The sequence below is a fragment of the Micromonospora sp. CMU55-4 genome, assembly GCF_011602315.1.
GTDB lineage: Bacteria > Actinomycetota > Actinomycetes > Mycobacteriales > Micromonosporaceae > Micromonospora > Micromonospora chalcea.
Genome location: NZ_JAAOLH010000001.1, coordinates 382,104 through 397,106, shown reverse-complemented (window position 1 = coordinate 397,106; position 15,003 = coordinate 382,104). Strand labels below are relative to the sequence as shown.

Genomic DNA, 15,003 nt, shown 5'->3' with positions numbered 1-15,003 from the left:
GTCTCGCTACGCGAGGCGGGCCGTTCGCATTCCCCGCCCCACCCCGTTGATCATGAAGTTAGCGGCAGTCTGGGAGATCAAAAATGCCGCCAACTTCATGATCAACGCGAGAGGGGGTGGGGGTGGGTGGGTCAGAGGCCGGAGAGGCGCTGGCCGGCTCGGACGACGGCCATGGCGTGGCGTTCTCCGGGGCGGCGGCCGAGGCGCTCGATCGGGCCGGAGATGCTGATCGCGGCGATCACCCGGCCGGTGCGGTCCCGGATCGGCGCCGAGACGCTCGCCACACCCGCCTCCCGCTCCGCGACGCTCTGCGCCCAGCCGCGCCGCCGCACCTCGGCCAGCGTGCGGCCGGTGAACTTGGAGCGGGGGAGCAGCGGCATGACCGCCTCCGGCGGCTCCCAGGCGAGCAGGATCTGCGCCGCCGACCCGGCGGTCATCGGCAGCACCGAGCCGACCGGGACGGTGTCCCGCAGGCCGCTGGCACGCTCGGCGGCGGCCACGCAGATCCGCTCGTCGGCGCGCCGCAGGTAGAGCTGGGCGCTTTCGCCGGTGGCGTCCCGTAGCGCGGCGAGCAGCGGCTCGGCGGCGGTCAGGAGCACGTCCGGGGCCGCGTTCGCCAGCTCGCCCAGGCGTGGACCCGGGCGCCAGCGCCCCTGGGTGTCCCGGACGAGCATCCGGTGGATCTCCAGCGCCTGTGCCAGCCGGTGCGCGGTGGCCCGGGGCAGCTTGGTGCGTTCAACGAGTTCGGCCAGGCTGGCGCCGTCGACACAGGCGGCCAGGATGACCACCGCCTTGTCGAGAACGCCGACACCGCTCATACTGTGTCCCACAAGCCGAAATTTACCTCCCAGAATTTAGGATGTCCAGATGGTGGGAGTCACTCAACCGAGGACCCTGGCCGAGAAGGTCTGGGACGCACACGTGGTCCGCTCCGCCGACGGCGAGCCGGACCTGCTCTTCATCGACCTGCACCTGCTGCACGAGGTGACCAGCCCGCAGGCGTTCGACGGGCTGCGTCTGGCCGGGCGCGGGGTCCGCCGTACCGACCTGACGATCGCGACGGAGGACCACAACACCCCGACCGGGTACGACGACCCGGCGTTCCGCCTCCGGCGCGGCGACCTGCTCACGATCGCGGACCCCACCTCCCGCACCCAGATCGAGACGCTGCGTCGCAACTGTGCCGAGTTCGGCGTCCGCCTGCACGCGCTGGGCGACGAGAACCAGGGCATCGTGCATGTCATCGGCCCGCAGCTCGGCCTCACCCAGCCCGGCATGACGATCGTGTGCGGCGACTCGCACACCGCCACCCACGGCGCGTTCGGCGCGCTCGCGTTCGGCATCGGCACCAGTGAGGTCGAACACGTGCTGGCCACGCAGACGCTGCCGCAGGCCCGGCCGAAGACCATGGCCGTGAACGTGGTCGGCGAGCTGGCGCCCGGCGTCACCGCCAAGGACCTGGTGCTCGCGCTGATCGCGCAGGTCGGCACCGGCGGCGGTCGCGGTCACATCGTCGAGTACCGGGGCGAGGCGATCCGCGACCTCTCCATGGAGGGGCGGATGACCATCGCCAACATGTCCATCGAGTGGGGCGCCAAGGCCGGCATGATCGCGCCGGACGAGACCACGTTCGCGTACCTGAAGGGGCGGCCCAACGCGCCCCAGGGCGACGCCTGGGACGCGGCGCTGGAGTACTGGCGGACGCTGCCCACCGACGACGGCGCGACGTTCGACACCGAGGTCACGCTCGACGCGAGCCGGATCACGCCGTTCGTCACCTGGGGCACCAACCCCGGGCAGGGTGTGCCGCTGGGCGCGACGGTGCCGGCCCCGGAGGACTTCGTCACCGAGCCGGAGCGGGTCGCCGCCCGGCGCGCGCTGGAGTACATGGACCTCAGCCCGGGCACGCCGATGCGTGACCTGGCCGTGGACGTGGTCTTCGTCGGCTCCTGCACCAACGGCCGCCTGGAGGACCTGCGTGCCGCCGCCGACGTGCTGCGCGGGCACCGCGTCGCCGACGGCGTACGCATGCTGGTGGTCCCCGGCTCGGCCGCGGTCCGCGAGGCGGCCGAGATCGAAGGGCTGGACAAGGTCTTCACCGAGGCCGGCGCCGAGTGGCGTTTCGCCGGCTGCTCCATGTGCCTGGGCATGAACCCGGACACGCTGAAGCCGGGTGAGCGTTCCGCCTCGACCTCCAACCGCAACTTCGAGGGCCGCCAGGGCCGGGGCGGGCGTACCCACCTGGTGTCCCCGCCGGTCGCCGCCGCCACCGCCGTGGTCGGCCGGCTGGCCGCCCCCGCCGACCTGTAGAAGGGCAGCCGAGAGATGGACAAGTTCACCACCCACACCGGCACCGCCGTGCCGCTGCGCCGATCCAACGTGGACACCGACCAGATCATCCCCGCCGTGTACCTCAAGCGGGTGACCCGGACCGGATTCGCCGACGGTCTGTTCAACGCGTGGCGGGAGGACCCGTCATTCGTCCTCAACGATCCCGTCCATTCGGGTGCGTCGATTCTGATCGCCGGCCCCGAGTTCGGCACCGGATCATCCCGGGAGCACGCCGTCTGGGCGCTGCGGGACTGGGGCTTCCGGGCCGTCATCTCGCCCCGCTTCGGCGACATCTTCCGCGGCAACGCGCTCAAGGAAGGCCTCCTTCCGGTCGAGCTGGAATTGAAAGCCGTGGAAGAACTGTGGGATCTCGTGGAATCCGAGCCGACCACGCCGATCACTGTCGACCTCGCCGCCCGCCAGGTCCACGCCGGTGACGCCACCTGGGCGTTCCCGCTGGACGACCACAGCCGCTGGCGGCTGATGGAGGGCTTGGACGACATTGGACTCACCCTCCGGCACGAGGCGGAGATCGCCTCGTACGAGGCGTCCCGGCCGTCGTTCCTGCCCTCGGTAGCCTGACTCCGGCCCGAATTCGCCCCCACCGGTGCGCCCGGTGGGGGCGAATCCGTTACGACACAAGGGCTTTTTTCCACCGAATGTTTGTGTCCAGGCAGCACAGGGCATAACGTGCGCGCAGAATGGCTCGCGTCGAGTCAGTTGCACAATCGGGAGGAAGTCGTGAACAAGGCCGAGCTCATCGAGGCGCTCGCCGTTCGCCTGGGGGACCGGAAGACGGCGACGGCCGCGCTCGACGCGGTTCTCGCTGAGGTCCAGGCGGCGGTCACCAAGGGCGAGAAGGTGGCGATCACCGGTTTCGGAGCGTTCGAGAAGCGCGTCCGGGGAGCCCGAACAGCGCGCAATCCGCGTACCGGCGAGGCGGTGAAGGTCAAGAAGACCTCCGTCCCGACGTTCCGGGCGGGCGCGGGCTTCAAGGAGATGGTGGCCAGCGGCAAGGTGCCGAAGGACACCGCCGCCGCGAAGAAGACCACCGGCGCCGCGAAGAAGACCACAGCGGCGAAGACCACCGCCGCCGCGAAGAAGACCACGGCGGCGAAGGCCACCAAGACCACCGCTACCAAGAAGGCCGCGCCGGCGAAGAAGGCCGCCGCGACCAAGACCACGGCGGCGAAGAAGACGACCGCGGCGAAGTCCACCGCGGCGAAGAAGACCACCACCGCCAAGAAGACGACCGCGGCGAAGTCCGCCACGGCCAAGAAGACCACGGCGGCCAAGAAGGCGCCCGCGAAGAAGGCACCGGCCAAGAAGGCCGCCACCCGGCGCTGACCGGACGGCCCACGAAAGGGCGCCCACCGTTGCCGGTGGGCGCCCTTTCGCATGGGTACGCCGTTGACCGCCCGCCGTCGCGCCCCGCAGAATCGCCGTGCCGAAAACCCCCGTCGGTCACGAGAAGAGGCGCCCGTGCGGCACCGTCACCTCTCCACCCTCACGCTCGCGCTCGGTATCGCGGTCCTGCTGGACGTGCTGCGGGTCTGGCTCCCGTCGGTCATCACCCTCTTCGGGCGGGCCGCCGAGACACCGGCCGAGCTGCTCGGCGCGTTCGCGCTCGGCTGGTTCCTGCTCGCGCTCGCCGCGCCTGCGCTCGTACGCCGCACCGGCGCCGCCCCGGTCGGACTCGTCGCCGCCGTTGTGCTGGCGGCGGCGCGGCTGGCGCTCACCGCGCAACCCGGTGGTCCGGCCCAGCTCTGGCTGGCCTGCGCCGGGCTGCTCGCCGGCCTGGTCTGGCTCGCCGCCACCGCCGCGTCCGTGCCCCGGCCGGTGGCCGGGCTGGCGCTGGGCATGGCCGGGAACGCGGTCGGGCACGCCCTGCTCGGCACCGAGGACCTGGTGTGGCGCGGCGGTGTGCTTGCCTGGAGCCTGAGCGCCCTGCTGGTGCCGGCGTTCCTGGCCGCCTCGGTGGCGGTACGGCGGGAGCGGGCGGACACGTCGGCGGCGGGGCCGTCCCCGACGGGCGCGGGCCACGGCACAACCGGGCGGCGTATCCGCGTTCCGGGACGCCGGGCCTGGCTGCTGTGCGGGCCGGCGCTGCTGCTGGCCGGTCAGGTGGCGCTCGCCCCGGCGCTCTGGAGCGCCGCCGCCGGCACCGGATCGCCTGACTTCCCCGGCCTCGCCCGTCCCGGCAGCGGTGCCCTGCCGGGCGCGCTCGCGGTGCTGCTGTTCCTCGCGGCGGCGTTGTTCCGGGCACCGGCGCGCGTGGCGCGGGTGCTGTGGCCACTGGCGTTGCTCGCCGGGTCGGTGCTGTTCGTGACCGGGCATCTCGTTCCGGCGTACCTGCTCACCGCCGCCGGTCTCGGCGGCTGCCTGGCCCTCACCGACACGACCGGCGACGGGCCCGCAGCCGCCGACGACGCGGCCGGGCCGGGCGACGACGGACGGGCGGGGGCGCGACGCGGGCGGGCGGCGGCGCTCGGGATGCTGGTGTTCGCGGTGGCCACGGTGGCCTACTACGCCGCCTACGACCTGGGGTACCCCAACGGCTGGGCGCCGGTCGCCACGGCCGTCCTGGTGGCTCTGGTGGCGGCTACCGCGCCTCTCCGGCCCGCACCGACGGCACCCGACCCGACGGCGCCCGGCGCAGCCGCACCCGGCCCGGTGCTGCCGACCACGGTCCGGGTCGCGGCCCTGGCCGCGCTCACCGCGCTGGCCGGGCTCGCCGCCGTGCTGCACGTACCGCCCGCGCCGGCCCGGGCCACGGCCGCGCCGGCGGCGGTACGGGTGGCCGCGTACAACATCCGGATGGGGTTCGGCCTGGACGGCCGGCTGGACCTCGACGCGCTGGCCCGGGAGCTGCGCGGCGCGGACATCGTGCTGCTCAGCGAGGTGGACCGGGGCTGGTGGCTCAACGGCGGCCACGACACGCTGGCGTTGCTGGCCCGGCGGCTGGAGATGCCGTACGTCTTCGCGCCCGCCGCCGACCCGGTCTGGGGCGACGCGGTGCTCAGCCGGTTCCCGGCCCGTTCCGGGCAGACGCGGCGGCTGACCGCGCACAGCGCGCCGACCGGTGCGCAGGCCCTCGGCGTCACGCTCGACCTCGGTGGTCGCGAGCTGGCAGTCGTGGCCACGCACCTGCAACCGCCGCCCGGCCGGGATCCGGTGGAGCAGGCCCGCGAGGTGGCCGAGTTCGCCGGCCGGTACGCCGCCGGCCGTCCGCTGGTGCTCGGTGGCGACCTCAACACCGAGCCGGCCGACCCGGCGTTCGCCGAGTTCACCGGCGCCGGGCTGGTGGACGCGCTGGCCCTGGCCCGGCCGTTGCGGACCAGCCCGGCCGACGACCCGCGCACCCAGATCGACCACGTCTTCGTCTCCCCGGGCCTGACCGCCACCGAGGTACGCGCGCCGCGTACCGAGGCCAGCGACCACCTCCCGGTGACGCTCACCGTCACGCTGCCCTGAGCCGCCTCACAGCCGGTCCGGGAGGACCAGCCGGTCACCGGCGAACGGCAGCAGCCAGCCACCGCCCTTGGCGGTGGTGAAGTCCTCGTCCACGCGGCCGGTGAGCCGTTCCAGCGCGCCCGGGATCACCTTGCCCTGGCTGCACACCGCCACCGTCCCGGCGGTCTGCGCCAGCGCGACCAGGCGGGCCGCGGCGGCGAGCGCGCACTCCTCGGCCTGCTGGCCCGGCTCCGGCTCGTCGAAGTCGCCGCACACCTCGATCGGCAGGTCCAGCCGGGCCGCGGCCGGACTCAGCGTCTGCACGCAGCGGCGCGCCGAGGCGGAGCACAGGCGGGCCGGGCGGACCAGGGCCACGAGCGGAACCAGCGCCAGCGCCTGGGCCTGCCCGTCGTCGTCCAGCGGGCGCCCGTGGTCCGGGCCGGTCCAGGTGCCGCGCTTGCCGGCGCTGGCGTGCCGCACCAGCAGCACGGTCGCGGTGACCGGCGGCAGCGCCGCGAACGCGGCGATCACCTCGGCGTCGTGCGGGTAGCTGACCCGGCGTACCGCGTCGTCGACCGGGAACCAGGCCACGTCGTCGACCTCGGTGCCGGGCTGGAAGCCGCCGGCGCCGGCCGCCCGCATGGACCAGTAGTCGACCGCCTTGGCGTGACCCTCGCTGCGGTAGCGGACGGTGGGCAGGCGCACCTGCGGCACCGCGCGTACGTCGGTCTCCTCGGCGACCTCACGGACGGCGGCGACCAGCGGATGCTCGCCGCGGTCCAGCTTGCCCTTCGGCAACGACCAGTCGCCGTACCGGGGGCGGTGCACGAGGCAGACCTCGACGCCGGCCGGGCCCGGGCGCCACACCACGCCGCCCGCGGCCCGGATCCGTACCGGCTCGTCGTCGCTCACCCGCTCACCGTATGCCCGCCCGGCACGCGCCACGGCCCGCTCAGTCCGCCCGGCCGCCGACCCGGCGCAGCAACAGGTCCTGCAGGTGGGTCAGCGGCGTGTCGCCGTCGCCGGTACGCCGGTGCCAGGTGCCGTCGGCGGCCAGCTCGAACGCGTCCACGTCGGGGTCGAACGCGGCGGTGAGGACGTGGTCCAGCTCGGCGCGGGCCACCGGATCGCTCACCTGCACCAGCGCCTCGACCCGGCGGTCCAGGTTGCGGTGCATCAGGTCGGCGGAGCCCATCCAGAACTCGGCGTCGCCGTTGTTGCCGAACCGGAAGATCCGGGAGTGCTCCAGGAACCGGCCGAGAATCGAGCGGACCCGGATGTTCTCCGACAGCCCCGGCACGCCCGGCCGCAGCGTGCACATGCCCCGGATCAGCAGGTCCACGTGCACGCCGGCCCGCGACGCCCGGTAGAGCGCGTCGTTGATCTCCTCGTCCACCAGGGAGTTCACCTTGAACTGCACCAGCCCCGGCATGCCCAGCCGGACGTGCTCGATCTCCCTGTCGATGCGCTCGATCAGGCCGCTGCGGATGCCCTGCGGCGCCACCAGCAGCCGCCGGTACGCGGTCTGCCGGCTGTAGCCGGTGAGCACGTTGAACAGGTCGGTCAGGTCGGCGCCGATCTCCGGGTCGGCGGTGAGCATGCCGAAGTCCTCGTAGAGCCTTGCCGTCTTCGGGTGGTAGTTGCCGGTGCCGATGTGGCAGTACCGGCGGATCTGGTTGCCCTCCTGGCGTACGACGAGCGCGGTCTTGCAGTGCGTCTTGAGGCCCACCAGGCCGTACACCACGTGGCAGCCGGCCCGTTCCAGCGTGCGCGCCCAGCCGATGTTCGCCACCTCGTCGAAGCGCGCCTTCAGCTCCACCAGCACCACCACCTGCTTGCCGGCGGCGGCCGCGTCGACCAGCGCGTCCACGATCGGGGAGTCGCCGCTGGTGCGGTAGAGCGTCTGCTTGATGGCGAGCACGTTCGGGTCGGCCGCGGCCTGCTCGACGAAGCGCTGCACGCTGGTGGCGAACGAGTGGTACGGGTGGTGCACCAGCACGTCGCCGTCGCGCAGCGTGGCGAAGACGCTGCGCGGCACCTCGCCCTCGGCCAGGCGCGGATGGGTGGCCGGCACGAACGACGGGTCCTTCAGGTCGGGCCGGTCCGCCTCGCCGTAGACCTGCCACAGCGCGGACAGGTCGAGCAGCCCGCGTACCCGCAGCACGTCGTGGTCGTCCATGTCCAGCTCGCGGACGAGCAGCTCCAGCATGTGGTCGGAGATGGACGCGGCCACCTCCAGGCGTACCGGCGGACCGAACCGGCGCCGGGCCAGTTCCCGTTCCAGCGCCTGGAGCAGGTCCTCGTCGCGGTCCTCGTCCACCTCGACCTCGGCGTTGCGGGTCACCCGGAACAGGTGGCACTCGACCACCTGCATGCCGGAGAAGAGCTGGCCGAGGTGCACCGAGATGAGGTCCTCCACCGGCAGGAACCGCACGCCCGGCTGCTCCCGGTGGACCCGGACGAACCGGGGCACGTTGTTCGGCACCTTGACCCGGGCGAACAGCTCCGAGCCGCCGTCCGGGTCGCGTACCGAGACGGCCAGGTTCAGCGACCGGCCGGAGATGTACGGGAACGGGTGCGCCGGGTCGACCGCCAGCGGGGTGAGCACCGGGAAGATGTGCTCCCGGAACCAGGTGCGCAGCCGCTCCCGCTCGGCGTCGTCCAGGTCGCTCCAGCGCAGGATGCGGATGTCCTCGGCGGCGAGCTTCGGCAGCACGTCGTCGACCAGGCAGGCGGCGTGCCGGGCGACCAGGCCGGCGGCCTTCTCGGTGACGAGTTCGAGCTGGGTGCGCAGCGGCAGCCGGTCGCCACCGCGTACCGGCAGGCCGGCGGAGAGGCGGCGCTTCAACCCGGCCACCCGGACCATGTAGAACTCGTCCAGGTTGCTGGCGAAGATGGCCAGGAACTTCGCCCGTTCCAGCAGCGGGGTGCGCGGGTCCTCGGCGAGCGCCAGCACCCGGGCGTTGAAGTCGAGCCAGGACAGCTCCCGGTTGAGGAAGCGGTCCTCCGGCAGCGGCTGCGCCGGTGGCGACCCGGCGTCCGGGCCGGTCTCGTCCGGGCCCTCGACCGGGTCGAGCGGCTCGTCCAGCCCGGTGGCGCCGGCCGCGTCCGGGTCGGCGCCGAGGCGCTCCTCCGGGGGCCGGGGCTGGCGGAACCGCCCGTCCGGGCCGCGGCTGGGGCGGCCGTTGCGGGGCGGGCCGGGGTCGAGGATCGGCGGCGGGCCGTCGGGGTGCTCGCGAGGGGTGCTCACCACCTCATGATTCCCCGATAAGGGTGAACGGAAAATGAACTCCGGCCAGGTTGTTCACGCCATGGTCGGCAAGGTCACCCGGACGACCTCGCCGTCGGCGTCCCGCTCGATCCGGACACGCTGCCCCAATCGGAGCAGCCGCAGCCCGGAGGCGTCGAACGCGCGGGCCGGGAACGCCAGCTCGGTGCCGTCGTCGAGCAGCAGCACGCCGCTGCGGGTCGACGCGTCGTAGGTGGCCACCGTGCCCTGCATGCCAGCACCGTACCGGACTTCGGCCCCGGCCAGCAGCGCCGCCGTGCGTGGCCCCAGACCCAGCCCGGCGGCGGCGGCCAGGTCCGCCGGGGTGTCCACGTCCCGGCGCAGGCTGGGCCAGTCACCGGCCAGCGGCAGCGCCCCGCTCGCCGCGTGGGCGGCGGCCGAGCCGGGCCCGAACCGCGGCGCCAGCGGCACCCCGGCCGGCGCGGCCAGCAGCACGGTGCCACCGCCGGGTGCGTCCGCGACGTACCCGCGTACCCCCTGGGTGGCACGCAGCGCGGCGGCCAGCTCGGCCGGTCGCAGCGCGGGCAGGTCGGCGGTCAGGCCGGCCACCGCGGCGCGCGGCCCGGCGACGGCCGCGCCGTGCCGGAACGCCGCGTTCAGCCCGGCGCCCGGATCGGCGGCGACCCGGGCGCCCGCCGCGTCCGCCGCCGCGCGCACCCGCGCGTCGTCGGTCACCACGAGCACCCCGGCGACCGCCGGGCACGCCCGCGCCGCGCGCAGCGTGTCGGCCGCCAGGGCCAGCGCCAGCTCCTCATGGGGTACGCCGGGCAGCGCGCCCCGCAGCCGGCTCTTCGCCGCTCCCAGGCGCTTCACCGGCATCACCACGGTCCAGCGGGCCTCAGACACGCCGACCATCCTGCCAGCGGGAGCGCCGGTACCCGCACTGGCCGCAGCGGGGGCGAACAGGCATGATTCTGTGCCGGGGCGCGTGGGCGGATCGAGGAGGCACTGTGGCACGGCGGAGGCTGGGGTTCTGGCGACGGCTCGCCGTGGTGCTGGTGAAGCCGCTGATGACGGTCTGGACCCGGCGCACCTGGCGGGGCATGGAGCACCTGCGCGGCGGCGGCGGCGTGATCCTCGTGCCGAACCACATCTCGCACGCCGACCCGCTCGTAGTCGCCCACTACATCTACGACGCCGGGCGCTGGCCGCGTTTCCTCGGCAAGGCCAGCGTGTTCCGGGTGCCGGTGGTCGGCGCGATCCTGCACCGCTGCCAGCAGATCCCTGTCGAACGGGGCACCGTCGAGGCGGTCAAGTCGCTGGACAAGCTGGTCGCCGCGCTGGCCGAGGGGGGCGCCGTGGTGATCTACCCGGAGGGCACCACCACCCGGGAGCCGGACCTGTGGCCGATGAAGGGCAAGACCGGCGCGGCCCGGCTGGCGCTCGCGACCGGCGCCCCGGTGGTCCCGATCGCCATGGTCGGCCCGGAGCGGATGTTCGACCCGCGTACGGCGCGCTTCGGGCTGCGCCCGCGTACCCCGGTGACGGTGGTCGCCGGCCCGCCGGTGGACCTGAGCCCCTGGGCCGGCGCCACGCCGACCCGGCCGATCCTGGAGGAGATGACGGACACCATCATGCTGCGCATCCGGGATCTGGTCGCGGAGATCCGTGGCGGCACACCACCGCCGCTCTGGCAGCGGCCCGCCCGCACCGGCATCCGGGAGGCCGGCGAATGAGCGGGCACGTGGCGGTGCTGGGCGCCGGGTCCTGGGGGACCGCGTTCGCCAAGATCCTCGCCGACGCCGGGCGGGACGTCACAGTGCTGGCCCGCCGCGCCGCCGTGGCCGAGGCGATCCGGACCGGCCGGGAGAACCCGGAGTACCTGCCGGGCGTGCGCCTGCCGGAGCGGGTGACCGCCACCGGCGACGCCGCCGAGGCGATCGAGGGCGCCGAGGTGGTGGTGCTCTCGGTGCCGTCGCAGACGCTGCGCGGCAACCTCGCCGACTGGACGCCTTACGTGGCGCCGGACGCCACGCTCGTGTCGCTGATGAAGGGCATCGAGCTGGGCACCACCAAGCGGATGAGCCAGGTGATCATGGAGACCGCCGGGGTGCCCGCCGACCGGGTGGTGGTCGTCTCCGGGCCCAACCTGGCCCCGGAGATCGCCGCCGAGCAGCCGGCCGCGACGGTGGTCGCCGGCACCGACAGCCGGCGTACCGCGCTGGTGCAGGCGTCCATCCGGACCCCGTACTTCCGCCCGTACACGAACGACGACGTGATCGGCTGCGAGCTGGGCGGCGCGGTGAAGAACGTGATCGCGCTGGCGTACGGCATCGCCACCGCGATGGGCTTCGGCGACAACACCCGGGCCATGCTGATGACCCGGGGGCTGGCCGAGACCGCCCGGCTGGGCGTGGCGCTCGGCGCCGACCCGATCACGTTCGCCGGGCTGGCCGGCATGGGCGACCTGGTCGCCTCCTGCTCGTCCCCGATGGCCCGTAACCGCACCTTCGGCGAGCACCTCGGCCGGGGGGAGTCGCTGGAGCAGGCCCAGGCGGCCACCCGGCAGACCGCCGAGGGCGTCAAGAGCTGCCTGGCCATCCGCGACCTGGCCCGCGCGCACGGGGTCGAGATGCCGATCACCGAGCAGATCGAGCGGATCTGCCACGAGGGGATGGACCCGCGCCTCGCGGTGGACGCGCTGATGAGCCGTACCGCCAAGCCGGAGTCGTACGAGTGAGCGGAGCCGGGATGAGTGGCGAGAACTGGGGCGACGGCACGCGCAGCGTCCACGCCGGACTGCCGGAGGCGGTACCCGGGCAGCCGTTCCTGCCCGGCCCGGTCTTCGCCGCGCCGTACCACCTCGACCCGGAGCGCGGCCCGTCGGCGGCGGCGGACGGGTACGGGCGGCCCGACAACCCGACCCGGCGACTGCTGGAGACGGCGATCGGCGAGCTGGAGGGCGCCGACTGCCGCGTCTTCGCCAGCGGCCAGGCCGCCATCACCGGGCTGCTGCTGACGGTGCTGCGACCCGGCGACACCGTGCTGCTGCCCGCCGACGGCTACTACTCGGTGCGCTCGTTCGCCTCGGGCACGCTGGAGCAGCTCGGCGTACGGGTGACGCTGGTGCCGACCGCCGGGCCGTACCCGTCGTTCGACGGCGTGCGGCTGGTGCTGCTGGAGACCCCGGCGAACCCCGGCCTGGACGTCGTCGACGTGCGGGCGGTGGCCGCCGCCGCGCACGCCGCCGGGGCGCTGGTGGCGGTGGACAACACCACCGCGACGCCGCTCGGGCAGCGCCCGCTGGACCTCGGCGCGGACGTGGTGGTCGCCTCCGGCACCAAGGCGCTGACCGGCCACTCGGATCTGCTGCTGGGCTATCTGGCCACCCGCGACGCCGGGCTGCGGGACGCGGCGACCACCTGGCGCAACGCCACCGGTGGGGTGCCCGGCGCGTTCGACTGCTGGCTGGCCCACCGCTCGCTGGCCACGCTGGACCTGCGGCTGGCCCGGCAGACCGCCAACGCGCGGGCGCTGGCCGACCTGCTCGCGGCCCGGCCGGACGTGACCGGGGTGCGCTGGCCCGGACGGCCGGACGACCCGGCGTACCCGGTCGCGTCGGCACAGATGCGGCGCGTGCCGGGCGTGGTCTCGTTCGACCTGGGCGACGAGGGCCGGGTGGCCCGGTTCCTCGGCGCCTCCCGGCTGGTGGCCGCCGCCACCTCGTTCGGCGGGCTGCACAGCACCGCCGACCGGCGCGCCCAGTGGGGCGACGCCACGCCGCCCGGCTTCGTGCGGTTCTCCTGCGGCATCGAGGACACCGCCGATCTGCTCGCCGACGTGGCGGCTGCGCTGGACGCGGCGGGCTGACGGCGCGACGTCCGCTGGGCTATCGTGACGGGCAGCCACGGCCCGTGCGGCCCCGACCCGAGGAGGTGAGTCCGATCCCCCAGCAGAGGACCGGCGTTCCCTCCGAGTCCGCGTCGCCCAGGAGCTGAGGCGACGCCGGGAGCGCCGACGAGCGCTTCCCGAAAGGCCTGCCATGGCATCCACCGTGTTCACTCCCGATCGTCCGGCCCTCGTCCGCCGGCTGCGCGCCGCCGGTTGCGTCTTCGCCGAGGACGAGGCGGAACTGCTGATCGCCGCCGCCGACTCGGCGCAGACGTTGACCCGGCTGGTCGACCGTCGCGTCGCCGGCCTGCCGCTGGAACATCTGCTCGGCTGGGCCGAGTTCTGCGGCCGGCGGATCGCCGTCCACCCGGGTGTGTTCGTGCCGCGCGGCCGGACCGCCCTGCTCGTCGACGCCGCGACGGCGCTGGCCGGGCCGGCCCCCGCGGTGCTCGACCTGTGCTGCGGCTCCGGCGCCGCCGCCGTGGTGCTGCATGAGCGGCTGACGCCGCGCTGGCTGGCCGCCGCCGACATCGACCCGGTGGCGGTGGCCTGCGCCCGGCGCAACCTCGAACCACTGGGCGTCCCGGTCTACGAGGGCGACCTGTTCGACGCGCTGCCGGCCGGCCGGCGCGGGACGCTGGACCTGGTGGTGGCGAACGCGCCGTACGTGCCGACCGCCGCGGTGACCTCGCTGCCGGCCGAGGCGCGCCTGTACGAGGCGCCGGTGGCGCTGGACGGCGGCACGGACGGCCTGGCCGTGCTGCGCCGGGTCGCCTCCGGCGCGGCCGAGTGGCTCGCCCCGGGCGGGCATGTGGTGGTCGAGGTGAGCGTCGCGCAGGCCCCAGAGTTGTGCGCCGTGTTCACCGCCGCCGGGCTGGAGCCGGCGGTGGTCCGCGACGAGGAACGCGAGGCGACAGCGGTGACCGCCCGCCGTCCCGGCTGACCGCGGTGGGGGAGTCCCGCCGGGGGCGTGGCGGGTGGGCCGGACGGGAACTAGCCTCGGGTCAAGCGCGGCGGGAGGCGGTGGCGGTGGGCAGCGCAGGTGTGCCGGTGGTGGTGGGGCTGGACAACGGGGGCACGAGCGACAACGCCACTGTGCTGACCGTCGACGGCCGGTTCCTGGTGGACGGGCTGCTGGAGATCCCGAGTGACGTGGGCGCCGGGCCGGAGGCGGCGGTGGAGGCGCTGGCGCGGGCGTTCGACGGCGTGCTCGCCCACACCGGCGTGCCCCGTGACCTGGTACGCGCGGTCGGGCTGGACACGCCCGGCCCGGCCAGCGCCACCGGGGTCATCTCCTCGCGGGGCTCCACCAACTTCTCCCAGCCGGCCTGGCGCGGCTTCGACGTGCGTACCGCGCTGGAGCGGCGGCTCGGCCTGCCGGTGGTGTACGCCAACGACGGCAACGCCGCCGCGCTCTACGCCCACCATGTGCACTTCGGCGCGGACGCGATGGCCCGGTCCTCGGTGGCCGCGATCGTCGGCACCGGGCTCGGCGGGGGTGTGGTGGAGTCCGGGCGGGTGGTCGGCGGCGCGGCCGGCATGGCCGGCGAGTTCGGGCACGTGCACATCCCGCTGGACGGCCTGGTCGAGCCGGACCAGGCGGCGCCGGTCTGCGCGTGCGGCTTCACCGGTGACGCGGAGAGCGTCGCCTCGCTGACCGCGATCCGGCGCAACCTGCTGCCGTACTGGCTGGCCCGGCATCCGGAGCATCCGCTGGCCGCGGAGGAGCCGGACCGGGCCGCGAAGCTGCTGCGCGGCTACGGCGAGCGGGGCGACCCGCTGGCCCGCCAGGTGTTCGGCCAGCAGGCGCGGGCGCTGGGGCGGCTGTTCACCATCGCGGCCAACTTCACCGACCCGCACGCGTACTTCGTCGGCGGGGGCGTGGTGGAGGCGGCGCCGGAGTTCCGGGACTGGTTCCTCGCCGCTGTCGCCGAGCACACGGTGCTCCGTGCGGAGCAGCGGGCGGTGGCCACCTTCGCCCTGGTGCCGGACCGGGACATGGCCGGGGCGCGCGGGGTGGCCATCGCCGCGCTGGAGGCGGTGCGCGCCGCCGCCGTGGCCGCGCCGTTGCGGCCGGGCGGCGCGTCCGCCTGAGGAGC

13 protein-coding genes and 1 pseudogene are annotated in these 15,003 nt (G+C 74.6%); 9 read left to right on the top strand and 5 right to left on the bottom strand.

Annotated elements, in window-relative coordinates:
* Positions 1-131 precede the first annotated feature (131 nt).
* Positions 132-818, bottom strand: coding sequence for an IclR family transcriptional regulator (locus HA073_RS01805; RefSeq protein ID WP_013284529.1), 687 nt, complete (start codon positions 816-818; stop codon positions 132-134).
* Between the two features lie 49 nt (positions 819-867).
* On the opposite strand from HA073_RS01805, the gene leuC reads away from it, so the two are divergent.
* The 4 genes from leuC (at position 868) to HA073_RS01785 (ending at position 5,805) form a co-directional block, all read left to right on the top strand.
* Positions 868-2,310 carry a 3-isopropylmalate dehydratase large subunit gene (gene leuC / locus HA073_RS01800; protein ID WP_166455553.1) on the top strand — a complete coding sequence of 481 codons (1,443 nt, stop codon included), beginning with the start codon at positions 868-870 and terminating at the stop codon, positions 2,308-2,310.
* 15 nt (positions 2,311-2,325) lie between these two features.
* Positions 2,326-2,913: a 3-isopropylmalate dehydratase small subunit gene (gene leuD, locus HA073_RS01795; RefSeq protein WP_043325965.1), complete on the top strand. Its 588-nt coding sequence runs from the start codon at positions 2,326-2,328 to the stop codon at positions 2,911-2,913.
* Positions 2,914-3,072: 159 nt separating this feature from the next.
* Positions 3,073-3,678, top strand: a complete 606-nt coding sequence (locus HA073_RS01790) for an HU family DNA-binding protein (RefSeq protein WP_030270029.1) — start codon at positions 3,073-3,075, stop codon at positions 3,676-3,678.
* A gap of 135 nt (positions 3,679-3,813) precedes the next feature.
* Positions 3,814-5,805 (top strand): endonuclease/exonuclease/phosphatase family protein, encoded by a 1,992-nt coding sequence (locus HA073_RS01785; protein ID WP_166455552.1) that lies wholly within the window; start codon positions 3,814-3,816, stop codon positions 5,803-5,805.
* 6 nt (positions 5,806-5,811) lie between these two features.
* Here the strand turns inward: HA073_RS01785 and HA073_RS01780 are convergent, their stop codons facing one another.
* The 4 genes and pseudogenes from HA073_RS01780 to cofC form a co-directional block, all read right to left on the bottom strand.
* On the bottom strand, positions 5,812-6,729 hold the full coding sequence (locus HA073_RS01780) for an NUDIX hydrolase (protein WP_051611205.1): 918 nt from the start codon (positions 6,727-6,729) through the stop codon (positions 5,812-5,814).
* Between the two features lie 7 nt (positions 6,730-6,736).
* Complete coding sequence (locus tag HA073_RS01775) at positions 6,737-9,034, bottom strand: RNA degradosome polyphosphate kinase (RefSeq protein WP_375336216.1); 2,298 nt, start codon at positions 9,032-9,034, stop codon at positions 6,737-6,739.
* 54 nt (positions 9,035-9,088) lie between these two features.
* On the bottom strand, positions 9,089-9,286 hold the full coding sequence (locus HA073_RS30415; RefSeq protein ID WP_043330566.1) for a cold-shock protein: 198 nt from the start codon (positions 9,284-9,286) through the stop codon (positions 9,089-9,091).
* Positions 9,287-9,307: 21 nt separating this feature from the next.
* Positions 9,308-9,928: pseudogene (gene cofC / locus HA073_RS30410) on the bottom strand (2-phospho-L-lactate guanylyltransferase); the annotation flags it as partial.
* A 95-nt stretch (positions 9,929-10,023) separates the two neighbouring features.
* On the opposite strand from cofC, the gene HA073_RS01765 reads away from it, so the two are divergent.
* The 5 genes from HA073_RS01765 to HA073_RS01745 all read left to right on the top strand — a co-directional run bounded on the left by HA073_RS01765 (position 10,024) and on the right by HA073_RS01745 (position 14,998).
* Positions 10,024-10,749: a 1-acyl-sn-glycerol-3-phosphate acyltransferase gene (locus HA073_RS01765; RefSeq protein ID WP_166455550.1), complete on the top strand. Its 726-nt coding sequence runs from the start codon at positions 10,024-10,026 to the stop codon at positions 10,747-10,749.
* Positions 10,746-11,753 carry an NAD(P)H-dependent glycerol-3-phosphate dehydrogenase gene (locus tag HA073_RS01760; protein ID WP_030500847.1) on the top strand — a complete coding sequence of 336 codons (1,008 nt, stop codon included), beginning with the start codon at positions 10,746-10,748 and terminating at the stop codon, positions 11,751-11,753. The genes HA073_RS01765 and HA073_RS01760 overlap by 4 nt, the downstream gene beginning before the upstream one ends.
* An 11-nt stretch (positions 11,754-11,764) precedes the next feature.
* The gene (locus tag HA073_RS01755; RefSeq protein ID WP_043325958.1) at positions 11,765-12,883 is read left to right on the top strand and encodes a cystathionine gamma-lyase; all 1,119 of its coding nucleotides are present in this window, start codon (positions 11,765-11,767) and stop codon (positions 12,881-12,883) included.
* A gap of 172 nt (positions 12,884-13,055) precedes the next feature.
* Positions 13,056-13,847 (top strand): putative protein N(5)-glutamine methyltransferase, encoded by a 792-nt coding sequence (locus tag HA073_RS01750; RefSeq protein ID WP_166455549.1) that lies wholly within the window; start codon positions 13,056-13,058, stop codon positions 13,845-13,847.
* A gap of 86 nt (positions 13,848-13,933) precedes the next feature.
* Positions 13,934-14,998, top strand: a complete 1,065-nt coding sequence (locus HA073_RS01745) for an ROK family protein (protein ID WP_043330564.1) — start codon at positions 13,934-13,936, stop codon at positions 14,996-14,998.
* The last annotated feature ends 5 nt before the right edge of the window (positions 14,999-15,003 follow it).